Raw genomic sequence first — 22,409 nt, 5'->3', positions numbered from 1 at the left:
CGAAGACGTCCCGCAACGCAGGGCCCGGGCAGCGGACGGTTCCGCTGTCGCCCGGGCACGCATCAGGCATCGATGCGCTTGGAGCCGACCGCCAGGCCGGCCTTCAGGCTGGCCTCGACGAACTCGTCCAGGTCACCGTCCAGCACCTTCTGCGTATCCGAACGCTCGATGCCGGTGCGCAGGTCCTTGATACGGCTCTGGTCGAGCACGTAGTTGCGGATCTGGCTGCCCCAGCCGATATCGGACTTGGTGGCTTCCACCGCGTCCTTCTCGGCATTGCGCTTCTGGATTTCCAGTTCGTACAGCTTGGCGGCCAGCATCTTCATCGCGTTGTCGCGGTTCTGGTGCTGGCTGCGGCCGGTCTGGCAGGCCACCACGATGTTGGTCGGGATATGGGTGATGCGCACCGCCGACTCGGTCTTGTTGACGTGCTGGCCACCGGCACCGGACGACCGGTACACGTCGGTGCGCAGGTCGGCCGGGTTGATGGTGATGTCGATGTTGTCGTCGATCTCCGGCGACACGAACACCGAAGTGAAGCTGGTGTGGCGGCGGTTGTCCGAGTCGAACGGCGACTTGCGCACCAGGCGGTGCACGCCGGTCTCGGTCTTCAGCCAGCCATAGGCGTAGTCGCCCTCAACGCGCAGGGTGGCCGACTTGATGCCGGCAACGTCGCCACCGGACACTTCCATCAGTTCGGTCTTCCAGCCACGCGATTCGCACCAGCGCAGGTACATGCGCAGCAGGATCTCGGCCCAGTCCTGGGCTTCGGTGCCACCAGCGCCAGCCTGGATGTCGACGAACGCTGCAGCATTGTCCATCTCGCCGGAGAACATGCGCTGGAACTCCAGCTTCTCCACGTGCGCCTGGTGCTTGTCCAGGTCGGCCACCACGGCCAGCGCGGTGTCCTCGTCCTGCTCGGACTCGGCCAGCTCCAGCAGCTCGGTGGCGTCGCTCAGGCCCTCCAGCACCGTGGCGATGCCGCCGACGGTCTTTTCCAGGCTCGAGCGCTCGCGCCCCAGGTTCTGGGCGTACTCGGCGTTGTTCCAGACGTCGGGGCTTTCCAGCTCCCGCGTTACTTCCTCAAGACGCTCTTTCTTGGCGTCGTAGTCAAAGATACCCCCGGAGCGACAACACGCGATCGGTCAGATCGGTGATGCGCTGGCGGACAGGATTCAGTTCGATCATGTCGGCGGTTGTGCATTCAAAAGATGACTGGCAATGATACCGCAGGCGTCCACCCGGCGGCGAGACACGCCCGTACCGGTCTGGACACGCAGCCACGCGATACCGGTAGACTTCCCCACCGCCGCGGCAACAGGGGGACGCGCGGCCCATTCCCATTCAAGGAGCACCAATTCAATGACGATCATGCGATCCACCCTGTGCCTGGCCGCCTGCCTGCTGGCCGCCAATGCGTCTGCCCTCGACCTGAAGGGCCTGACCAGCACCGGCCTGAAGGCCGGCAAGGCGCTGACCCTGTCCGACGCGGAAGTCTCGGCCGCTGCCGACCAGGCTTGCGCCTACATGGACAAGGAAAACCAGGTGGTGGCAGGCAACGATCCGTACGCCCAGCGCCTGGCCAAGATCACCCAGGGCCTGGCCAACGAGGACGGACTGAACCTGAATTTCAAGGTCTACCGCACCGACGACGTCAACGCCTGGGCGATGGCCAACGGCTGCGTCCGCGTCTACACCGGCCTGATGGACATGGCCAGCGATGACGAAGTGCGTGGCGTGATCGGCCACGAAATCGGCCACGTGAAGCTGGGTCACAGCAAGACCAAGATGCGCACCTCCCTGCTCGCCTCTGCCGGCCGCGAAGGCCTTGCCGCCTCCGGCAACGGCAACCTGACCCAGCTCAGCCAGGGCCAGCTCGGCGAACTGGCCGAAGGCTTCATCAATGCCCAGTTCTCGCAGAAGGAAGAGAGCGCGGCCGATGAGTACGGCTACCAGTTCATGAAGCGCCACAGCTACGACCCGGCCGCCCTGGCCAGCATGTTCCGCAAGCTGTCCAGCGACGGCGGCCTGATGTCCTCGCACCCGGGCTCGGAAGCCCGCGCCGCGCGCATTGACGGGATGATCAAGAAGGACAAGAAGTAAGCTGGCGGCGGGCGGACCGTATGGTCCGTCCGCTCACCCGCCCGCCAGCGCCTGGCGCAGCAGCGGCAGTTGTCGTCGACTGCAGGGTACCTTGGCCCCATCGGCCATGTGCAGCAAGGCCTCGCCCCCATCCAGCGGCTCGATCGAGCGCAGCTGGTCCCTGTTGACCAGCCAGCTGCGGTGGCTGCGCAGGAACAGGGCCGGGTCCAGCCGCGCCTCCAGCACCGCCATGGTGATCCGCAGCGGGTAGTCATGCCCGCGCACGCGCAGGTTCACATAGTTGCCGGCGGCCTGGGCATATTCCACGTCGCCGGTGGCGACCAGGAACTCCTTGCCCAGCTTGCGCACCAGGAAATGCTGCGGACGCTCGACCGGCTCGACCGGAGGGCCGTCGTCGGGCGCGGCCAGCAGGGTCGCTTCGCCCTGGCGGCGCCGGCCGAACCAGGCCAGCGCATGGACTGCCGAGACCAGCAGCGCATAGGTCTGGATGTCCTTGAAGAATTCGTAGAACCATTGCGCCGGCCAGCCACCAAAGGTGTAGCTGCTGCCAAGCACGGCATGTGCGGCCTTCCGCAGCAGGACCATCGCGCTCACGTGCAACAGCCACCACGCGACCGCGCCCAACAGGTACGGTGCCAAGCGCTGTCGCCAGGTATCGGTGTGCAGCGGCCAGCGTGAAGCCGCGCGGATCAGCACCACCAGCAGCAGCAGCGACACCAGCGCGCTGCTGAACTCGTCAATCGTGGCCGCCATCCATTGGGAGGGCAGACCATCGCGCGCCGCGATCATGGCCTTGGCCAGCACATTGGCCGTCGCCGTCCCCAGGAACAGTACGACCCAGAACACGGCTGCCTGCCGTCCTTGCCTGCTGCTGCCCACCGATTCGCCACGCACGCGCGGGCCCTGCTGGTTGTGCTCATCCATTGCTGGATTATCGCCAACCACAGCCCTGTTGACGCACGCCATTCGTCCCCTCGCCCCGCCATTGGGCCCTGCAGGGCATCCAGCCGCCCCCTCCTGCTGGCGACAACCCGCAAGGACTTCCACTCTGCGAGGACGCCAACACGGATACCGCCATGACTCGCCGCCACGACCTCGACTCCCTGCGCATCGGTGCCTTCGGCCTGTTGATCCTCTACCACGTGGCCATGGCCTACGTGGCCGGATGGGACTTCCACCTCAAGAGCGCGCACACGGCAGAGTGGCTGCAGTGGCCGATGATCGCGTTGAATCGTTGGCGCATGCCGCTGCTGTTCGCCATCTCCGGCGTTGCACTGGGCCTGGGCCTGCCCGGGCACGGCCGGTGGCGGTTCGCGTTGCGGCGCGGCTGGCGGCTGTTGTTGCCGCTGGTGTTCGGCATCGTCGCGGTCGTTTCGCTGCAGGCCTACTGTGAAGCGGTGGACAAGGGCGACGTCACGCCAGGGCTCGGCGCATTCCTGTGGCGCTACTGGCAGTTCCGGCCGTGGCCGGGTGCCAGCTTCACCGGTGCAGCGTATGGATTCACCTGGAACCACCTGTGGTACCTGGCCTATCTGATCCCCTACACGCTGTTGGCGATCCTGTTGGCCAGCGTAGTGCGGCCGCTGCGCCAGCGCCTGCCGGGCCTGCATCCGGGCGACCGTTGGGTGGCCACGCTGGGCCTGCTGCTGCCGGTGCTATGGCTGGCATGGGCGCTGCTGGTGATCCTGCCCGCCCACCCGCCAACCCACGCGCTGGTCGATGACCTGTATGTCCACGCCGAATCACTGCCCCTGTTCCTCGGCGGCTTCATCGCCGCGCAGTGGCAGCGCGGTTGGGATCTGCTGGTGCGTGGCCGGCGGTTGACCCTGATGCTGGCCGTTGCCGGGCTGACTGTCGAACTGGGCATCCGTGCACTGGCGCGGATGCCCGATGTTGGCGATCTGCCGCAGTGGGTGCTGTCGCTGCCGTGGGCGCAGACCGAGCGCGTTGGCCGAGCGCTGTACACCTGGTGCGCCCTGCTGACCCTCTTCGGCTGGGCGCAGGTCCTGCTGGCGCGGCCATGGCGTGGCCTGGGCTACTGCCGCGAAGCGGTGTTCAGCTGGTACATCCTGCACCAGACCGTGCTGATCGTGCTTCTGTACTGGTTGCGGCCGTTGCAGCTGGGCGCGTGGCTGGAGCCGACGCTGGTGATTGTCGGCACCGTCGCCGGCTGCCTGCTGATCCACGAACTGCTGGTGCGCCGTGTGCGCTGGCTGCGGCCGCTGTTCGGGCTGCGTGCCGATCGCAACGGCGCAGTGAGCGTCACGCAGGATCACAGCGCCGGCCGCCGGGCATGGCCCGGCGCTACCGCACCTCGAACTCGCCAACCAGCACCGTCTCGGCACGATCCTTCAGCCGCATCGTGATCATCCGGTCCTTCTGCTTCGGCGTGCCCCAATGGGTAGTCAGGCGCAGCATCAGCGTCGTCGCACCGGTTACCAGCTGCTGGCGGCTGCCGAAGTAGTTCGCCTCCACCTTGTACTTGCCCGGCTTGGCGTTGCGCAGCGAGAACTGTTCCGGACCATAGCCACCGGTGAAGTCCTGCGACATCTGCCCACCCTGGTAGGTCAGGCGGTTGCCGTAGTACGCACGCTCGCCGTTCGGGTCGGTCACCCACAAGTCCATGTCGCTGTTGTCGGCATCCCAGGCCAGCACCACGCGCAGGTCCAGCGGCATCGCCTGCAGCAGGCGCGGGTCGATGCCGGTGGTATCCAGGCGCGGCGTGCTACCGGCAACCAGGTTGGTCAGTTCATCCAGGGCGATCAGCGCGATGCCGTCGAAGCGACCATCCCAAGGCCGCACCACCACCTGGTACAGCGGCGCCAGCGCCTGCTGCGGCTTGCCCGCTGCGGCCAGCGCCAGGCCCAGATCACGGAAGCTCTGCGGTTCTTCCTGGCCCATCGCCAGCACCTGCTCGAACACCGGCACCGCCAGTGCCGGTGCATCGGCCTGCAGCAGGCGATAGCCGAGAACGCGCAGCAGATGGCGGTTGTCCAGCTCCATCTCGGCCAGGTTGGACAGCACGCGCAGGGCCAGATCGCGCTGCCCCTGTTCAAGCAACAGATCGGCCACGTCGAGGAAGAACGCACTGCTGTCGGCGTTCGCGGCGCGCTCGGCCAGATAGCGGTCGTACAGCTGCGACGACGGCCCCTGGCGCAGACGGCGAGCAACCGGTGAATCGGATTGCCACGCCGCCAGCCGGATGCCGAGCTGACCGTCGTTGGCAGCGGCCGGCGCATTGGACGCCGTGGGTTCGACGGTAACGGCATCCATCGCGGCCTCCAGGCCTGCAGGGGCCTGCCGCGGTGGCGACCGACGGGCGCGCGCGCTGCTGGACTCTGCCCGTTGCCCGGCGGCAACGGCCATCGGCGCTGGCGCGGGTGGAGGCGCTGCGAGCATCGCCACCGGCGCAGCCGCGTGCGCGTCCTGACCGACCACCTCCAGCGCCTTCGCCTGCACGCGCATGCCTTTGGGCCAACGGCGGCTCCACCATTGCTGCCGCTCCTTCCAGCGCGAAGCAATATCGTCCAGGCGCTGACGGTCGGCGGCGTCGCGGTCTGCAACCTGCCGTGCGAACCGCTGGTCGTACTGAGCGCGCAACGCGCCCGCTGGCCGGATTGCGTAGCGCAGGTAGTCGTCCAGGGTTTCCAGCACGATCAGCGAGGTGTCAGGGCCGACCAGGCTGAACTGCTGCGACAGGCGCTGCATCGCCTCGCGGTTGCCACGGCGGTCGGTCGCCAGCTGCTGCTGGCGTGCCTGAGCCCACAAGCCAGCCAGCAGCGCTCCATCGCTGCCCTTCTGCGTTGGCGGCAGCGCCTGCCACTGGCCGCCGCCGACGCGCACCCGCATTGGCACACCGTCCGCTGCCAACCGGGCGTGCAGCCACAGCCAGCCTTCGGTTTCGCTGCGGCGGTCGATCACCACGTCCTGTACCCCGCGCCCCGCATCAACCTGTACGTCCAGTGGCGAAGACAGCAGTTCGCGAGCCGACGCGTCAACGTCCGGCCCCAGGGCGACGAAGCGGCCGCTGTGCGATTCACTCCATCCGCGCAGGCGCGTGCTGTCCGTGCGGGCACCGGCGCTGCTGACCGCGAACAGGCGCTGGTCGGGCGCCAAGGCCGGCAGTGTTTCCGGTCCATAGGTCAGCAGGCCGTCGCTGACCAGCAGGTATTCCTTTACCGTCGGCTGCGACTGCCATTGCGCCAGCGCACTGGCACCGTCCGGGCGCACCGCCTGCAGCGCCGCGCGGAGCCCGCTCCAGTTTCCGCCGCGGATGCGGAATCGGCGGACCGGCTCGGCGCGGTCGCGCAGCACGGTCAGCGCGACAGTGCCATTGCCCATCGCGGCAAAGTAGCGGTCCAGCAGCGCGAACTCGCGAGCGCGATCGCGCAGGCCGGAGGACCCCGAACCGTCCCACAGCAGGCCGACCTCGCTGGGCAGCGTGCGGGGAGCGCTACTGATCGGCACCGGCAGCTGCGCCAGCAGATAGTGGCCGTCCTGCCACGGCGCCACCTGCACCTGCGGCTTGCGTTCGGCCGGCAGGGTCCATTGCAGCTGTGCCGGCAGCTGCGCGCCCCGGCCCTGCCACTGCAACTGCCCCGCCGTGATCTGGAACGGCGCGGTACCAGCAGTGACCGTGCCCGGCGCGTGCAATCTCAGCTCAATCGAGTCAGCTCCGGCGGCGAACTGCAGTGGCAGCGTCCAACGCCAGCCTTGGCCCGAGAAGGCCAGCGGCTCGCGCAGCACCAGCTGCACGCGGCGACTGCCACCGGCCGGCAGCGGGTAGATGCGCAGGCGGAACTGGTTGCCCGCCGTCTGCTCCAGCAGGCCGGGGTCGACGCCACGGCGGGCGATCTCCTCGAAGACCTGACGGCCGCGATCCTTCGGCACCGGCACCGCATCGCGCAGCTCGCCGCCGATGTCCAAGGCGAACCCGGTGATCTGCTGGCCTTCGGCCAATGGGAACTGCAGCTCACCCTCCAGCACGCGGCGGTTTGGATTGTGGAACTCCAGGGTGATGCGGGTCTGGGCGATGCCGGCTTGGACGTCGCCCTCGATGCTGGCCTGGCGCAGTGCGACGGGCTGCTCCGCGCCGGCAACCTGCAGCAACGGCACCGACCGGACGGGCCGGACGGCCTTGGTGGACTGCGCTTGGGCAACCCCGGCGACAGCGCAGAGCAGCAGGGCCAGTACGGATGAAATCACGCGGCGGACGAAGGGCATCGGACTGCTCCAGCGGGAGGTTGGACGGTTCAACGCGTGGCTGGGGCAAATGGGGTTGGATGGGGAGATGCCGTCGAAACAGGCACTCACCCAAGACTCTTTACAAGCCAATGGGAGGAGCGCCGAGCATGAGCGGAAACTCGCCTAACCCGAGACAATACCCAAACGCCTCAACTCTGCGATCCCACCTGCCCAGTCTTCACGTCGCTTCCTTGGTGCGGCCAAAGGCACCACAAGCAACACCTCCTCAGCAATCGACTCACCGAAGATGGCCAGTCTCGTGTGCGTCTCAGGGAACGCACTCGCGAACTGAGATCCCAGCATATCGACTCCGGAGAAGTCCTGCTTCCGGACTATCACCTGAGTCTCCGGGTCTCTCCGGATCAAAGCGAGAGGGACACCTTTGCAGGCAAAGTCGACGAACCTTGCCCGACTGATGTCCAGAGCCCAGTTCACGCCTGCATAGAACGCCGCGCGCCGTTCCGCAAATTCTGCGAGAACTCCGGCATCTGTGCAGAACGCGAAGGGCTCGATATTGACTCTGAGTTTCCCAATTTTTCCGGCAAGGCATACCCTCTTATAGAAGCAGGACCAGAGAAGGAGAATTGGATTCACATCCAACCCTTCGACCTGGACATCCTCGAACACTGTCGGCCCGATCTCAGAGTTGATCACCCTGCAGTTCGAGACTCTGACATCGCGGACGGAACTCATCCTTGAAGGGCGCTTGGACAACGACATTCCACAATTGTCAAAACTACTGTTCGCTATTCGCAGCGCCTCGAAGACGCTACCACCGCGATCAAACACCATCTTGAATTCTTGATCATCAATGTTTCGCATATCCAAGACCACCACAGAGACCAATGAAGACACTGCACATGAAGTAAATTAATGCACGCTCGTAGTGGCGCTTCAACGTCAGCACCGGATTGCGCAACGCGAGAGGTCGCCAACCGAGCTACCACGCTACCCAGGACGTATGAGCACAGCGCTACAGCCACACCATAGCAGGCAGGGCAAGGCCAGGAACTAGAAGGCAAGAACGTGTTTAACCTGAGTGACGCACGAGTTCCATCAGAAAGTCAAAGAATGATGGCGAAGAGAACTCGAACTCCCCGGCACTGTAGTCGTACCGCAGAATTGGATACTCTCCATCCCTCAATCCTTCACGTGTATCGAAGTAGAAGGCTTCGTCCGATTCCGGAACGAAAATCGGAATCAGGCCTTCTGGGGGAAAGCCGTTCTCCTCGACCAAGCGAGCGTTGTAGACAAGGTCGTCATCAGCCACGTCACGGTTCTCCGCATCTGCGAGACCGAAAACGGGATCTGGACCTACAAAAAGGTTGCCAAACTCACCAAGCCAAGCCTTGTAGGAAACGGGCAGAGCCAACCCAAGCTCCTTCTCTGCATCCTCCATAAGCTCCGGAGAAGCAGCACGGCCAGGAAACACCCTTACCCGCGCTGATCGAGCGATCACCTCATCGAGGCGCTCAAAACAGGAACCCCAATCAGGACACACCAGGCCTCCCGGACCAATCAAGCGAAACAGAGATTCACGGCGCCAGCAGCACCCGAGAAATCAATCATACCGGCACTTCGAGGCAGCTTCGCACTTGAGAAACCGCGGATCAGCCAATCTCCAATTGCCGATGCAGCGATACCATCGTCGATGGACGAGGCCTCGTCCTTTGCAACACAGACAACAAGCAGACCACTTTTTTTCTTGGCAGAGAATCTAGCCGACGATGAAATCCGTTCCGGGCAGTATCCCGTCAAACTGCCACTGATCCACAGTTCGACATCGATCGTTTCCAGACCATCAATTGACAGCTCTGCGAACGCGGACTTCAAACTAGCTCGCGCCTGGACGATTTCAGCTTGATACTTCACCCCCACCTCTGGCCCGCCCATCCTTCCACTCAACGTCACTTCCATCTGCACTCCATAGGTCCAATTGCGACAAAGCGCGATCAACAATCCTGTCAACTGCAGTCACCCTCGGAAGCTTCTCGCAATTCTTCAGCCACACCTGCGAAGAACATCAGAATGGACTGAGGAAGAGTGAGTTTACGCTTTATGGTTGCTCCGTCATCGGTCCCAATGAGCAGCTCAGCGCCGCTCATCACCAAGGAAGTGACGCGAGCTTGATATCGTGGGCTAGGAATGACGACATGAATGCCCTCATCTTTACGAACGATACGAAGCGATCTAGGCGCATCCCCCTCGAACACGCGAGTGATGTAGCACGTTTTGATCAGACCGCCCTCACAGGCCACATCAATTTTGTCATCGGTCTCGCCTGCCGCTAGACCTGAATCCTTCAGCGCATGCACAAGCTCAAAGATGAGACGGTCGAAGTCACACCCCGCAGACACCACGTACTCGACGGGCTCGCCCCTATCGGTCGACGTCAATCTCAGAGCGCCGACCGACTGATCAACCCCAATACCTGCAGCAGGAGCCAAAATGCGATCTCCCATTGGATTCTGATCGACAAAGAAGCTTGAACTGGCGCCCATGTAGTAGAGCGCGGGCTCAGCCCCAAGGCGCACCTCTGCCCATCGGGGATCGTATGAGAAGACAGACGAACAGGGAGAAATCAGCTTCTGCATGCGCCCTCCAACAAGGCCCATGCTCGATCTGATTTCTGCTTGTTTGTCCCCGCCCCTCGATAGATCGATCCGATCTCCCTACTCATTCTCTCAAACTCCGTAGACTGTATTTCAATATTTCCCTTGAACACGTTTCCAACCGTTTTTGGTATGACCGACGTCCCCCGGTTTGAGTAGTGGGCGGGTTTAGAGTCCGGTGCTGATGTTATCGTTCTTCGCCGCCAACTGCGCGGCGTACTGGGCGGGGGTTAGCCCGCCAAGCGCTCGCTTGGGTCTTTCTTCGTTGTAGTCGCGCCGCCAGCTTTCGATGCTGGTGCGGGCATGAAGCAATGTCGGGAACCAGTGCTCGTTGAGGCATTCGTCGCGCAGCCGTCCGTTGAAGGACTCGACGTAAGCATTTTGGTTCGGTTTGCCCGGTTCGATCAGACGCAGGGCAACTCCCTTTTCGTGAGCCCAGGCCACCATCGCCTTACCGCAAAACTCCTTGCCGTTGTCTGTCCTGATCACTCGTGGCCACAGCCTCGTGGGTGGCGTCGTCGACGATGGTCAGGCACTTGATCACCCGGCCTTCGGCGGTACGGTCGAACACGAAGTCCATCGACCACACCTCATTGGCGGCGGACGGCCGCAGAAGGGACTGGCGCTCGCCTGCCGGCACCTTCTTACGCTTTCTGCGACGCACCTGCAGGCCCGCTTCCTGATACAAGCGCTCCACTCGCTTGTAGTTCACTACAAGTCCTTTCCGCCGCAGCTTCAGATGGATCATGCCCACCCCGTAGCGTCTGTGCCGGTGCGCCAGCGCAGCGATCTGCTCGCGCAGCTCAACGTTGAGGTCGGGCCGAGGCTCATACCGCAGTGCGCTCGCGCTCATCCGTACGACCGTGAGCGCTCGCCGCTCGCTCAGCCCCTTCTCGACCATGCTCCGCACCAGCAGCCTGCGCGCCGGCGCGGTCACCACTTTTTTCGCAACGCATCCTTGATGACGTCGTTCTCGAAGACCTGTTCTGCCAGCAGTTTCTTCAGGCGTGTGTTCTCCGCCTCCAGGTCCTTGAGCCGCTTTGCGTCGGGCACGCTCATGCCACCGAACCTGCTGCGCCACAGGTAATACGAGGCCTCGCTGAAGCCATGCTGGCGGCAGAGGTCCTTGATGGGCATGCCGGCCTCAGCCTCGCGTAGGAAGCCGATGATTTGCTCTTCGGAAAAGCGCTTCTTCACGTCCAATCTCCTTGTTATTGAGGATTGGACTCCAAACCGCTTCGCTACTCAATCTTGGGGGGACGTCGCATCCATGATCGACGGTGCGATTGATCCCGGCCCTATGCTGAGCGTCTTGAGACCTCGCATTTCCTTGAGGATCTCTGGAAGCGCTTCGAGCTTGTCGCCGGGAGGTGACCAGAGATGAACCTGCTCGATCCGGGCGAGCCTCTCAGTGTTGAAAGGGGCGTTGAAGAACACCAGCTCAGCACCGGGAGTCGGGAATGCTGCTTCGTGTCTGCCATGCATCAGAACAACTTTGTTATTCATACTCTCTTCTTTGAATCAGCAGGCGTTTCTCGCCGCAGAAACAGCGGCCCTTGAAGCAGGCGTGCTCACTGTACCAGCCCCGCGGCTTGCTCCATGCCGCAGCGCATCCCCGGCGAATTCATCCACCCGGGTCACCCGGGCTGCGCGGATCTGATTCAGTGATCCGCCCTCCTTGGGCACGTTGTCTGCTGCATCCATAATTCCCTGTTCGTACCCCCGCAGCACGTGATTTGTCATGCGCGCATGGGTTCTACCCCGAAATCACGGACGGCTCTAAAAGAGCTGCAACCTTCTGATCCTGCCTGACGCCCCTTCGCCGCATCCTCGGGTTGTGGCGTCAATCGATGTAGTCAAACACACCCATTGGTGTCATTGACGTACAGCAGGATTACCTTCGCTTGCCCGGATGAATCCCGTCCGAGAAGGCCGCCTTGGTGAGGCCTGGCGCCGGGTCGATCGCCGCATGCCGTGGGCGACCGTCTTCAGTGGTCTCCACGGCGATCACGAAAGGGCGCTTATTCTCCGAGCCGCGCCCGGCTTTGCCACCGTTGCGACCAGCGCAGGAGCACCAAGTGATCATAAACGTGCCGATACAGCGCAGTGCCCTCTGCCAGCAGACGCCTGCGCCAGCATCGTTCACGTCAGCGCCGATACCTGTGACCAGTCGCAGTCGCGTCGCAGGCCGGCATCTACAGGCGGCGTAACTCACGGATGATGGTTGCCGGCGAGCGCCCGAGACATCGGACGATGCTGCGCATACTGGCACCATCTTGGCGCTCGATCATGATCACAGCACGTTTTTCTGCACTGAGGTGGTGATAGGTTCTTGTCGTTGACATGGCAACATCAGGATATGGGGGTATTGCGCTTGGAAGTTGAGCCTAATCTGTGCTGAAAGTTCATGCTAATCAGGTCACATCAAGCCTGCCGGACAATCTCCTCTAGAAAACCCACAAAACTGTTGGCAAACGGCTCATATGATCCGTCAGACCAATCCCGCCTGACAATGGGATACTCTCCGCCAACCAGTCCCTTGCTGGTATCGAAATAGAATGATTCATCCGTATCCGGCAGATGAATTGAGATATACCCGACCGGCAGCTCACCATCGTGGGAATCCAACCTGAAATTGTAGATCAGATCACTATCGGAAATGTCACGCACATCCCGAGGCGCAAGGGTCAGAACAGGATAAGCGCCGACCCTCAGATTCCCATACTTGAGCAACCACTCCTTGTACGAATCAGGCAATGGAATCCCCAGCTCAGCTTCGGCCTCCCGGATAAGGCCAGGTTCAACCTGGCGCCCAGGAAATACCTTGACTCGCGGGTGTTGTGCCACCAACCTTTCCAGATTATCGAACATGAATACACCTCATTGTCGACAGCCGGCGATTATTGATTGTGCTCTCGCCTTCCAATATGACTCCCTGAAGGTGTCAAATTGACGGGGGAGCTTACGCTACAGCACCCTGGAGTTCGCATGGGACCCGTGTTTCAGGGCGAATTCCTCCGGGGTTTTCCATCCTAGTGCACTGTGGGGACGTTCCTCGTTATAGGAGCGCCGCCACGCTTCGGTTTTGCTCCTTGCATCGGCCAGCGATCGGAACCAATGCTCGTTCAGACACTTCTGCCGCAGTCGGCCGTTGAAGCTTTCCACCATCGCGGATAGCAAGACCGCGAACTAATCGCCAGCAGTCCGTACAGAGCACGAGGTTAGACCTGGCGGGAGGGAAACAGATCAATAGGCCAGAGCTGCACCAGCTCTGAGACTTTCTACCGACAAACTCCACATCTTCGTCAGTCATACACACAAGCCTAAACCCGGCCTGCAAGTGCTTCCTCAAGGACTTCAGCGATGTATTCCGCAAACTGCGGCATGGACGAGGCACAATCTCTTCTGTGGCATTCAGGTACAACCTCTCCACTGAGATTGACGTAAGTACGCTTTGCGGGAAGTCCCCGATAGAAGACCAGCGATTTCAGATCCGGCAATGCATCCATCACGCCCTTCTGCAGAATAGGCCAACTGCCATCCTCGATACGAAGCGTCACGATATTGTGAACGGGCATCACTTCATCAAAATCAACAACCGAATCCGTCATTTCCGGGACGCCCAATTGCAGGTCAATGAACTGCGCCAGCCTCCATCGATCGGAAATATGAATGATCCGACCCACTCCATAGCCGCCCTTGGGCAGCGGAACGGCAAACACGTCACCAACCTCAACTTTGAACTTCTTTGGCATTCAATTACCCTCGGCATGCTGGCAAATTCACACTTGACCCTGGCGAGTCGGCACTGAGGGTATCGTAGTACGCACGAAATGCCTTGCCACGATCATCCGTACGATTGATATCAAACCCCACTTGCCGATTGCCCTCCGCGCCTGGACCGAATGGCTGGCCTCGTTGCGATGTCTTGATCGTGCCATGCGTGTCTATGTAGAACTGCTCTTTGCCTCGTGCCTCAGCATAGTTTGCAGCAGCATCCAGCTCGATACTTTCCAATGCACCATGCAAGCGGCCGCTGGTCTGATGTTCATTCATTCGCTCGAAATAGCGTGAGTGCTCGGTGAGTCCAACGTACTTCACTTGGCCGCTTTTTCGATCAACCAAAGCATAGATGGTGTAGCCCTGACCATCTGCACCGGTGTGGTCCAGTGCTGTCAATCCCAATGGATCGATCCAGCTGGTTGTGTTCGGCCCGAACGCATGAAGGTTTACGCCCGGTATCGTACCTAGTGGATCTCGGCTGGTGTAGCTGGCCGACGTCGCATCGAAGTACCGGAAACGGTTGTAGTGCAGTCCGGTTTCTTCGTCGAAGTACTGCCCTTGAAGACGAAGCGGGTTACATAGTGGCCCAGGCTCAGTCGCCTCCACTCCGCCTGATGCGTTGTAGCGCGCCGCCCAAAGGACCATGCCGTATCGATCAGTGATCCTTGTCGGCGCGCCGTTGGGTTCGTTGTGATAGAAATAGAGCTGCGACCACCCAGCATGCTGACCGGAGCCTGCAGTCCGCGCTGCGCTGCCGGTTTCCACGGACTGTTCGCTACCAGGATGCAGTGGGAGTTGCGCTGACCTTGGAGATCTTGCAGCAGATCCACCAAGCACCACAGCTCCCAATGCGCCACCTGAAAGGCCCCCAATTCGAAGTTCGCTGACAGGCTGGACAGAACGGCTCGTCTGAATGACAGGGCCCTCCACTACGGCAGGCGGTGACAGGCGGGGCGGAGCTGAGTCTGAAGATTCCCCGCCCACAGCACTATGCGGACCTATAGACATCAGGCCGGTCACATCGTGACCGCACTGACTGAACAGCGCCAACGGCACAAACGTCCCCGGGTAGTACACATACTCCCGCACCCGCTCATGCAACCGCTCCAGCCGCCGCTGCCGCCGCCTCATCTCCACCAGGCTGGCCACATTCCCCACCCACACCGGCGCCGCCTCTTCGGCATCGTTGGCCTGCTGCACTTCACCCAGCAGCGCATTGCCATCCCAGAAGAACCACGTCGTCTGCGTCGGGTTGCGCTTGAACACGCGCCGTCCCAGCGGGTCATAGCCATAGTACGTTGACAGTCCGTTGCGGCGGCTCTCCGCCAACCGATGGTTGGCATCCCAGATCAGCGCCAGGTCATCCGGCGCATCCCCATGGGGCGCGCCCTTGCGCACCAGATCGCCCGCCCGATCAAACACGTAGTGCACGCCCTGGTACGTTCCCTCGCGCGTCCAGGTGGTCAGGTCATCGTCGTCGCCGCCCACCACCTTGCGCGCCTGCACCTGCTTCACCTCGGTGCGCAGCCGGTCGCCCGCCGGGTCGTTGAAGTAGCGCTCCACCTTCCCCTTCGGGTCGATGTGCTGCAGCAGGCGCCCGATCGCGTCGTAGCGGTACTCGTCCACGCCTTGCGCGCTGTCGCTGCGCCGGGTCAGGTTGCCACTGCGGTCGTAGTCGTAGCGGGTCTCGAACAGCGGCGCAGCGTCCTTCAGTATCGACTGCGAGGTCAGCAGGTTTCGGCTGTCGTAGGTGAACTCGCGCTGCAACTGCGGGCTCAACTGCTCACGCGTGGTACGACCCAGCGCATCGCGCTCCATCGAGATCGGCGATTCGTCATTGATGGCCACCGATACGGTCTGGTCGCGCAGGTCATAGCCAAACGCTACGCGGTTGCCGGCCGAGGTCTCGCGCAGTACGCGGTTGCCGACTTCATCATAGGCGTAGCCCACGCGGAAGCCGTCCTGCAGTTCTTCCAGCAGCCGGCCAAGCGGGTCATAACGGCGCTTCACCGTACGCGCCGGATTGCGCAGCTCGACAATCTGTCCCTGCACGTCGTAGACGAAATGCTCCTGCACCTGTCGTCCAGGATGACGCACGTCGGGCAACGTCTTGCGGGTGATGCGCCCGAGCTTGTCGGTGCTGAAGGCGATGCGCTGCCCAAGCGGATCCACGGTGGCCGTCAGTCGTCCGGCCGCATCATAGGTGTAGCGCCGCGACTGGCCCCAGTAGTCGACCTCCTCGACGATGCGTCCCAGCGCATCGCGCACCAGCTGGTAGGTTTCGCCGCGCTGGTTGATGACCGCGACCAGCTGCTCTTCGGTGTCGTAGCGGTATTCCACGCTGTGGCCATCAGCCTGCAGGCGCTTGCCGATCTGGCCGATGCCCACGTACTGCAGCCGCGTCTGCGCGCCGGCCTCATCGGTATAGCGCACCAGCTGGTCTTCAGCATCGTACTCGCAGCGCACACCATTGCCGTCCGGGCCAGCAGTGGCCAGCAGTCGCCCCTTGGCGTCGTACTCGTAGCGGCTGGCCTGTCCCAACGGATCCACCTGGCACAGCAGATTGCCGAGCGGATCATGCTCAAAGCGGCTCTCATGGCCGAGGGCATCGATGACCGCTGCCACCAGCCCATGGCGGTCATAGCGCAGGCGTGTCACTGCCTGGCGGGCATTGGTCTGCGACTGCAACTGGCCCTGCTTGTCGTAGTCGAACCGGGTGATCGCACCCAACGGGTCGGTCTGGCTGACCAGCAGGCCTTGGCCATCGTACGCCTGCTGCCAGTCGACGCCATCCGGCGTACGCAGCGACACCATGTGGTCGTCCAGGTCGTACTCCATCTGGATCGAGGTGCCGTCGGCGCGGGTCAGGCAGACCAGGTTGCCATGCGCATCATAGGCAAACGCCGTTCGCAGTCCTTCCGGATCGGTCACCGCCACGGTCCGCCCGAAATCGTCGTACTCGAACAGCGTCACGCCATCGAGCGGATCGATCTCGCACAGCGGCAGCTGGTTCTCGTCGAACTTGACCACGCTCAGGTGCCCGAGCGAGTCGGTCACCCGGGTCTCGCGCAGCAGCTCGTCGTACTCGAAGTGATAATCGTAGAGACCACCATCGCCCCACGAATGCACCACCCTGCCCTGCGCGTCGAACGCGTAGTGGAAGGACAGGCCAACACGGTCAGTGTGCCGCACCAGGCGGTGCTGTTCGTAGGCAAAGGTGCGCGGCGCCCCGAGCGCATCCACCGCCGCCAACAGATCACCCTCGCCACTGTAGCGGTAGCTCACCAGCGGATGCACCAGGCCGGTGGCCGGGTCATGCAGCGCCATGCGGTCGATGCGACCGTGCCGCGCCTCCACGTCGATGAAGCGACCCTGCAGGTCACCGATGCCACTCTCGACGATGCGCACCAGATGGCCGTCGCGACGCTCGAACCGCCAGTGGTTGCCGTGCGCGTCCTCGATGCGCTCGATCGGCCAGGACTGTGGGTTCGGCAGCGCGCTCACGCCCGCAGGCAGTTCACCGCCGAACACATACCGCAGCCCGCTCTTGAACCGGACCTGCCACTGTCCCCGGCGTCGCAGCAGGCGCGCGCCGTCGACGAAATCGAGGATCGCTCCGGCCTCGCCATCGGCCGGCGGCAGCTCCGGGAAGAAGGCGGCCTGGTCCGGCCCGGACAGCCAGACGCTGCCGTCTTCCAGCAGCTCCAGACGGATGTCGGCCGGCGTCTGCCAGCCCGCGCCGCATTGGCCGGGTTCGCCCGCCCGCCGCGAACCGTAGCTGCGCTGCCAGACGAATGAAAGCCGCCCCGGAATATCGAAGTCCTGGTGGCTGACCACCACGCTGCCATCGCGGATATCCACCGGCTCGGCACGTAGCACCTTGCACTTCAGGAAGCCCGACGGCAGATGCCCCCATTTGCCGCGCCGCCAATTGGCAAAGGCATCCATCTTCTTGCGGAAGAACGCACTCTTGCGCAGCTTGCCCAGACCGGCGAACGCCGCGCGGAACGCCAGCGCGGTCCATGACACTGTCGGCGGCCCTCCCACCTTGACGCTGGTGGGAATGGCCACGTTGAGGCCGGTCGGCAGTGACATCGCCCGAAGTGGCTTCTTCGGCTTCTTCATCCGGAACGGGTTGATCATGCCGGCCAGATTGCAGTCCAGCACTGGCATGGCCAGCCGCGAGAACGGCTCGCCATCGGCCGACACGGTACGGCTGCCCATGAAGATTTCTTCGCCGTCGAACTGCGGGCCCATCGGCGCCGCCAGTGGCGGGCCCCACACCCCCAGCGGGATGTGGATGTCCAGGCCGCCGGTCCCGGCGGTGCCGCGATGCACACCGTTGACCTTGATGGTCGAGCCGATGAACGGAATGTAGTCGAACGGATCCAGCACCAGGCCGATGTGCGGGGTCGGCAACGGGCACGGCGGCACCGCGTACATGTGGATGTCGATGCCCAGCTGCGGATCGAAATGCTTGGCGGCGATGCTCACGGCAACACTCCCTGTTGCTTCACAAAGCGCGGAACAACGCGCGCAGGAACGCCTTTACTTCGTCACGGTATTCGGCGCTGATCCAGGTCACGACGATGATGCCCAGCACGATGGCCACCAGCATCAACACGGTCTTCTTCGACTTCATGCAACAGCCACTCCTGTAACGGCGGGCCCGGCTGGCGCCACCACGGGCGGCTGCAGCAGGCCACTGGGGTCGGGCAACGGCTGCATCGCCGGTGGCTCGCTCCACACCGGTATCTCATGATCGAGCGGGTGTTCGATGGCCGGCAGGCCGTTCCAGCCCGGGTCGAGAAAGTCGCGGCCGACGGCCACGATCTTGCGGAAGAATTCGTCGCCGCCCTGGATCAGGCGCTCGCGCTCCTGCTGGGCGCGGTGGAAACCACGCTCCAGCGTGGAATCGAGCTCGGCGTCGATGGCATCCAGCGCCGGACGCGGGGGACGCGGGCCGAGGGCGCGCCCCTGCGCGTCGGCTTTCTCCAGCAGGCCGGTGCTGGCCTGCAGGTAGTCGGTGGCGACCTGCTGCAGTTGTTCGCAGCGTCGTGCGTCCTGAAGCTGCAGCAGATCCCACAATGCCTGGGGCAGCGTCGTGGCCTTGCGGTCAGCCGGCGCCAGCGGCTTGGCGATGCGGATCGCTTCCAGCAGCTGCGTGCGCGCGGCCTCGCGCTGGCCCGCCTGCAGCTGGCACCAGCCGGCCATGCGCTGGCCCTCCAGCGCGAACATCGGGTGCGGAATGCTGGCTGCCGACGCCGAGGCCTGAAGGTAGGTCTGCGCGGCGCGCTGGGGCTGTTTGGCCGCCAACCAGCAGCCGGCCTCGCCGAACCAGCTCTGCATCACCAGTTCCGGCGCGGCCGGGTTTCCGCCCAGCCGTGCGCCCTCGGCCGCACTGCGGGCCTGCCGGTAGCTGTTGATCGCCTGGCCGTGATCGCCGTGCTTCAACCATGCACCGGCCACCATCATCTGCACCACCGACTGCTGGTCCTGCCAGCCGTGCCGCATCGCCAGTCCCTGTGCACGTTCGGCACGGGCAACAACCTGGGAGGGGCTGCCGCGTTCGAGCAGCAGCATCAGGTCGGCCAGCAGCTGGCGGTACAGCACTTCCGGGCCACGGCCGCCAGACTGCGCGGCGGTATCGCGGGCAATGCCGAACATGTCGATCGGCGCGGTGACGATCCGTGCGGCCTTGCCATGACGCTCCAGCAACGGCTGCCAGCGCGGATCCTCCTCGGTGTCGACCAGCACCAGGCGCAGGCGTGGGCCGGGGCCCGCGGCCAGCGCGGTATCCATCCAGCGCTCGAAACCTTCGCCGGGCACGCAGCGCTCGGGCTCCAGCACCGCCGCCAGCAGGCGCAGGTGCTCGCCGTGGTGATCGATGAAGCTCTCCAGCACCTCGACCACGCCTTGGGCGCTGTCCGGATGCCCTTCATGCGGGCCGCGCCAGCCGAGCGGCACCTGCTGTGCGCGCAGTTCATCCTGGCTGGCGAGGTAGCGGTCCAGCAGGTCCTGCTTTACCTGGCGGCTGTAGCGGAAGCCGAGTTCATAGGCGCTGTCGATGCGCAGGAAGTAGTCCGGCGTATCGTGTCCGGCATCGTGGCGCTGCATCTCGAAGAATGCGGCCAGCAGCCGGCTGGCCGCGGCCGGTAGGCGCCAGACCAGCAGGCGCCGGCTGCTGTCGGCGGTGGCTTCCAGCCAGGCATCGCGCAATGCATTCAGGCCGCGCAGCATGGGGGTGTCCTGCATCGTGTTTCTCCCGTGCGGCTCAGCAGTTGAGCTTGATCTCGCTGCCATTGACCGAAACACCACCGGCATCGATCACCACCTCCGAACCACCAGCGGTGATCTTGATGGCGCTGTCGGTGATCTCGATGACCGAGCCACCGACCTTGGTGGACAGCTTGACCGCCGACTCCAGGCTCATCGCGCCGTCCGAGCCCTGGCTGTGAGTACCGGTCACGTCCTGGCTGAAATTGCCAGTGACATCGATCACCCGCTCGCCGACATTGCTGTCGTCGACCTTGCCCTGCACGCTGCGCTTGTCATGACCGGTAATGGTCACCTCCCGCGCGGCATTCAGCGTCTCCGTCATCAGTCCGCCGACCGTGCGGCTGGAGGTCGAGGTGACGGTCTCGGTCCACGTGCCGGTGCGCTGACTGGTGAAGTTGCCGGTCAGGGTGGTCTTGAAGTCGCCGGTGATGGTTTCGGTATAGCCGGCCGCGGAGATCGTCTTGGTCTCCCCTGCTTCGTACTTCTCGGTCACCGCGCCGGTCACATTGGTGGTGCGGGTGCCGGTGACGCCGAGCGTGTCGGTGCCGGTGACCGTGATGCCACGGTTGCCGCCGACGCTGATGTTCTGGTTGGCGCCGACGCCCATCGTGTGGTTCACCGCCACCGTAGTCGATTTGTTGTTCTGGATGCTGGCGTTCTGGTCGTTGAGCACGGTGGTGACCATGTCACGCTGCGCCCGCATGTTCAGCAGCTCGCCACCGGCGCCATCATGCATGGTGATCTCGTTCCAGCCGGCGCCCTTGACCGTCTTCGACTTCAGGCCGCTGACCTCCATGCCGAACGGCGGCATGTTGTCTTCGTTGTAGACGCGGCCGGTGATGATCGGGCGGTCCGGGTCACCATCGAGGAAATCGACGATCACTTCCTGGCCCACGCGCGGCGGCGACACGCCGCCCATGTCGGCGCCTGCCCACGGACTCGCGCTGCGGATCCAGCACGAGGCATTCTCGCGGCGATCGAGCTGGCGGTCCCAATGGAACTGCACTTTCACCCGGCCGTAGCGGTCGGCATGCAGCTCTTCCCCCGGCGGACCGACCACGGTGGCGGTCTGCGGGCCCGGCATGCGCGGCCACGGCGTGCGTCGCAGTGGGCGGTACGGAATGCGTCGGCGCAGCACTTCGGCCTGCACCTCCACGCTGGGGGCTTCGGCGCTGCCGAAATCGGCGGCGAAGTTGTTGTGGCCTTCGCGCTGCACGCTGACCACGAAGAAGCTGCGATCAGTATCATCACGGCCGATGAAATCCGGGTGCCGCTCCAGTTCGAAGCAGGAGCCCGCGTCGAGCTCACCGGCATTGCCGGCGCATTCAAACAGCTTGGTCGGCCAGGCCACCTCTTCATTGCGCACCGCCGCCAAGGCCTGGCCGATGCGACTGTTGGTGAAGCGGGCCGCGCCATCGTAACGGTACTGCTCCAGCGGCGGCAGCAGGCCCAGCGGCACCTGGTTGCCCTGGTTGCCATCCAACGCCTGGCTGGGCTGCTTGAAGTCGAAGCTGCGCAGGGTCTGCACGCTGGGCCCGACCCGGCGGCGTGCGCCCCAGCGGTGCAACCCGGTGCTGGCCAGCGTGCCCTGGTCGGACACGAAGGCGATCGGCCGTGGTTCACCGTGCACGGTACTCAGCGTCGAATCATCGCTGATCACCATCGTGTGGCCTTCGTCATCGTGCACGAAGCTGTAGTACAGCCCGGCGTCCTCCAGCAGACGGCTGACGAAGGCGAAATCCGATTCGTTGTACTGCACGCAGTACGGCAACGGCGGCAGCTTGCCGGCGTTGAGGTCGTAGCGGAACTTCGCCAGCTGCGCGTAGCTGCCGAACACCTCCTCGATGATCTGCAGCACGCTCCGGTCCTGGAAGATGCGGCAGTTGCAGGTGTAGTCGAGGAAGGCGAACCAGGGCGCCAGCTCGGCGCGATAGGCGCTGAACTGGGCCTGCTGCCCGGTACTGGCGAACTCGCGCACGTAGCCGTGCACGCTGCGGTTGCCGAACTCATCGCCCAGCTGCAGGCGCAGCGGCTGGCCGACCAGTTGCTTCAGTTCCAGCCGTGGCTGGATCGAGAGCAGGTCGATGCGGTAGGTGAACGGGTTCGACACCGCCTCGTTGCCATCGAAGCGCTTGACCAGGAACGTGTCCGGATCCAAAGCGGTTTCGACGCGGATCAGGCGTCGGTCCTGGTGCAGGCGCTGCAGGGCGGCGCCAGGGAGCAGTGATTCGGCGTACATCGGGCGTTCCGTCGTCCCATGTTGGTCGTGGGCCGACTTTGCCATTGCCGTGTGACATGCGCCAGCTTTTTGACGCACCTGCCCATGGATAAGGAGATGAATTCATTAAGAAAATTGAATAGAGTGCAAATCCTGTCACAGATTGGCCG

The 22,409-nt window shown here is 63.5% G+C and carries 16 protein-coding genes and 3 pseudogenes; 2 read left to right on the top strand and 17 right to left on the bottom strand.

What is annotated here, in order from left to right:
• Positions 1-62: 62 nt before the first annotated feature.
• A protein-coding gene (gene prfB / locus D0Y85_RS09790) for a peptide chain release factor 2 (RefSeq protein ID WP_117310323.1) occupies positions 63-1,188 on the bottom strand; the annotation gives its coding sequence in 2 pieces (ribosomal slippage) (positions 63-1,112 and positions 1,114-1,188; 1,125 coding nt in all).
• On the bottom strand, positions 1,185-1,373 hold the full coding sequence (locus D0Y85_RS20555; protein WP_162887644.1) for a hypothetical protein: 189 nt from the start codon (positions 1,371-1,373) through the stop codon (positions 1,185-1,187). Before D0Y85_RS20555 ends, prfB begins: the two co-directional genes overlap by 4 nt.
• Between D0Y85_RS20555 and D0Y85_RS09785 the strand changes: the two genes are divergently transcribed.
• Positions 1,363-2,103, top strand: a complete 741-nt coding sequence (locus D0Y85_RS09785; RefSeq protein ID WP_117310322.1) for a M48 family metallopeptidase — start codon at positions 1,363-1,365, stop codon at positions 2,101-2,103. The two genes, D0Y85_RS20555 and D0Y85_RS09785, sit on opposite strands and share 11 nt — an antisense overlap.
• Before the next feature lie 33 nt (positions 2,104-2,136).
• On the opposite strand, the gene D0Y85_RS09780 is transcribed toward D0Y85_RS09785, so the two are convergent.
• Positions 2,137-3,027, bottom strand: a complete 891-nt coding sequence (locus D0Y85_RS09780) for a LytTR family DNA-binding domain-containing protein (RefSeq protein WP_117310321.1) — start codon at positions 3,025-3,027, stop codon at positions 2,137-2,139.
• 152 nt (positions 3,028-3,179) lie between these two features.
• Between D0Y85_RS09780 and D0Y85_RS09775 the strand changes: the two are divergent.
• Positions 3,180-4,340: pseudogene (locus tag D0Y85_RS09775) on the top strand (acyltransferase family protein); the annotation flags it as partial.
• A 67-nt stretch (positions 4,341-4,407) separates the two neighbouring features.
• Here D0Y85_RS09775 and D0Y85_RS09770 read toward each other — a convergent pair.
• The 14 genes and pseudogenes from D0Y85_RS09770 to tssI all read right to left on the bottom strand — a co-directional run bounded on the left by D0Y85_RS09770 (position 4,408) and on the right by tssI (position 22,260).
• Positions 4,408-7,326: a VIT domain-containing protein gene (locus tag D0Y85_RS09770; protein ID WP_117310319.1), complete on the bottom strand. Its 2,919-nt coding sequence runs from the start codon at positions 7,324-7,326 to the stop codon at positions 4,408-4,410.
• Between the two features lie 144 nt (positions 7,327-7,470).
• Positions 7,471-8,040, bottom strand: coding sequence for a hypothetical protein (locus D0Y85_RS09765; protein WP_205420751.1), 570 nt, complete (start codon positions 8,038-8,040; stop codon positions 7,471-7,473).
• 337 nt (positions 8,041-8,377) lie between these two features.
• Positions 8,378-8,848 carry an SMI1/KNR4 family protein gene (locus D0Y85_RS09760; RefSeq protein WP_162887643.1) on the bottom strand — a complete coding sequence of 157 codons (471 nt, stop codon included), beginning with the start codon at positions 8,846-8,848 and terminating at the stop codon, positions 8,378-8,380.
• A gap of 17 nt (positions 8,849-8,865) precedes the next feature.
• Positions 8,866-9,264 (bottom strand): Imm12 family immunity protein, encoded by a 399-nt coding sequence (locus D0Y85_RS09755; RefSeq protein WP_117310317.1) that lies wholly within the window; start codon positions 9,262-9,264, stop codon positions 8,866-8,868.
• A gap of 47 nt (positions 9,265-9,311) precedes the next feature.
• The gene (locus tag D0Y85_RS09750) at positions 9,312-9,941 is read right to left on the bottom strand and encodes a hypothetical protein (protein ID WP_162887642.1); all 630 of its coding nucleotides are present in this window, start codon (positions 9,939-9,941) and stop codon (positions 9,312-9,314) included.
• Between the two features lie 186 nt (positions 9,942-10,127).
• Positions 10,128-11,174, bottom strand: a pseudogene (locus tag D0Y85_RS09745) (IS3 family transposase).
• 30 nt (positions 11,175-11,204) lie between these two features.
• Entirely contained in the window at positions 11,205-11,465 is a 261-nt protein-coding gene (locus tag D0Y85_RS20550; protein ID WP_162887641.1) for a hypothetical protein, read from the bottom strand.
• A gap of 918 nt (positions 11,466-12,383) precedes the next feature.
• Complete coding sequence (locus D0Y85_RS09725) at positions 12,384-12,830, bottom strand: SMI1/KNR4 family protein (RefSeq protein WP_117310312.1); 447 nt, start codon at positions 12,828-12,830, stop codon at positions 12,384-12,386.
• 96 nt (positions 12,831-12,926) lie between these two features.
• A pseudogene (locus tag D0Y85_RS09720) lies at positions 12,927-13,133 on the bottom strand (transposase); the annotation flags it as partial.
• A 149-nt stretch (positions 13,134-13,282) separates the two neighbouring features.
• On the bottom strand, positions 13,283-13,714 hold the full coding sequence (locus D0Y85_RS09715) for an Imm26 family immunity protein (RefSeq protein WP_117310311.1): 432 nt from the start codon (positions 13,712-13,714) through the stop codon (positions 13,283-13,285).
• 4 nt (positions 13,715-13,718) lie between these two features.
• Entirely contained in the window at positions 13,719-18,236 is a 4,518-nt protein-coding gene (locus tag D0Y85_RS09710) for an RHS repeat-associated core domain-containing protein (protein ID WP_229291277.1), read from the bottom strand.
• A gap of 19 nt (positions 18,237-18,255) precedes the next feature.
• Positions 18,256-18,384 (bottom strand): hypothetical protein, encoded by a 129-nt coding sequence (locus D0Y85_RS20980; protein ID WP_267491786.1) that lies wholly within the window; start codon positions 18,382-18,384, stop codon positions 18,256-18,258.
• Positions 18,381-19,997, bottom strand: a complete 1,617-nt coding sequence (locus D0Y85_RS09705; protein WP_117310310.1) for a hypothetical protein — start codon at positions 19,995-19,997, stop codon at positions 18,381-18,383. Before D0Y85_RS09705 ends, D0Y85_RS20980 begins: the two co-directional genes overlap by 4 nt.
• Before the next feature lie 19 nt (positions 19,998-20,016).
• Complete coding sequence (tssI, locus tag D0Y85_RS09700) at positions 20,017-22,260, bottom strand: type VI secretion system tip protein TssI/VgrG (RefSeq protein WP_117310309.1); 2,244 nt, start codon at positions 22,258-22,260, stop codon at positions 20,017-20,019.
• Between the last annotated feature and the right edge of the window lie 149 nt (positions 22,261-22,409).

Source organism: Stenotrophomonas sp. G4, from assembly GCF_003428825.1.
Classification (GTDB): domain Bacteria; phylum Pseudomonadota; class Gammaproteobacteria; order Xanthomonadales; family Xanthomonadaceae; genus Stenotrophomonas; species Stenotrophomonas indicatrix.
Note: the sequence above shows the minus strand (reverse complement) of the source record. Positions and strands in the feature narration are given on the sequence as shown.

What these genes read in the sequence shown, in the direction of transcription:
- D0Y85_RS09765 (WP_205420751.1), bottom strand. Translation starts at nt 8,040, where the DNA reads ATGAGTTCCGTCCGCGATGTCAGAGTCTCGAACTGCAGGGTGATCAAC.
- D0Y85_RS20980 (WP_267491786.1), bottom strand. Translation starts at nt 18,384, where the DNA reads ATGAAGTCGAAGAAGACCGTGTTGATGCTGGTGGCCATCGTGCTGGGC.
- D0Y85_RS20555 (WP_162887644.1), bottom strand. Translation starts at nt 1,373, where the DNA reads ATGATCGTCATTGAATTGGTGCTCCTTGAATGGGAATGGGCCGCGCGT.
- D0Y85_RS09770 (WP_117310319.1), bottom strand. Translation starts at nt 7,326, where the DNA reads ATGCCCTTCGTCCGCCGCGTGATTTCATCCGTACTGGCCCTGCTGCTC.
- D0Y85_RS09725 (WP_117310312.1), bottom strand. Translation starts at nt 12,830, where the DNA reads ATGTTCGATAATCTGGAAAGGTTGGTGGCACAACACCCGCGAGTCAAG.
- D0Y85_RS09705 (WP_117310310.1), bottom strand. Translation starts at nt 19,997, where the DNA reads ATGCAGGACACCCCCATGCTGCGCGGCCTGAATGCATTGCGCGATGCC.
- D0Y85_RS09715 (WP_117310311.1), bottom strand. Translation starts at nt 13,714, where the DNA reads ATGCCAAAGAAGTTCAAAGTTGAGGTTGGTGACGTGTTTGCCGTTCCG.
- tssI (WP_117310309.1), bottom strand. Translation starts at nt 22,260, where the DNA reads ATGTACGCCGAATCACTGCTCCCTGGCGCCGCCCTGCAGCGCCTGCAC.
- D0Y85_RS09780 (WP_117310321.1), bottom strand. Translation starts at nt 3,027, where the DNA reads ATGGATGAGCACAACCAGCAGGGCCCGCGCGTGCGTGGCGAATCGGTG.
- D0Y85_RS09755 (WP_117310317.1), bottom strand. Translation starts at nt 9,264, where the DNA reads ATGGAAGTGACGTTGAGTGGAAGGATGGGCGGGCCAGAGGTGGGGGTG.
- D0Y85_RS09785 (WP_117310322.1), top strand. Translation starts at nt 1,363, where the DNA reads ATGACGATCATGCGATCCACCCTGTGCCTGGCCGCCTGCCTGCTGGCC.
- D0Y85_RS09750 (WP_162887642.1), bottom strand. Translation starts at nt 9,941, where the DNA reads ATGCAGAAGCTGATTTCTCCCTGTTCGTCTGTCTTCTCATACGATCCC.
- D0Y85_RS20550 (WP_162887641.1), bottom strand. Translation starts at nt 11,465, where the DNA reads ATGAATAACAAAGTTGTTCTGATGCATGGCAGACACGAAGCAGCATTC.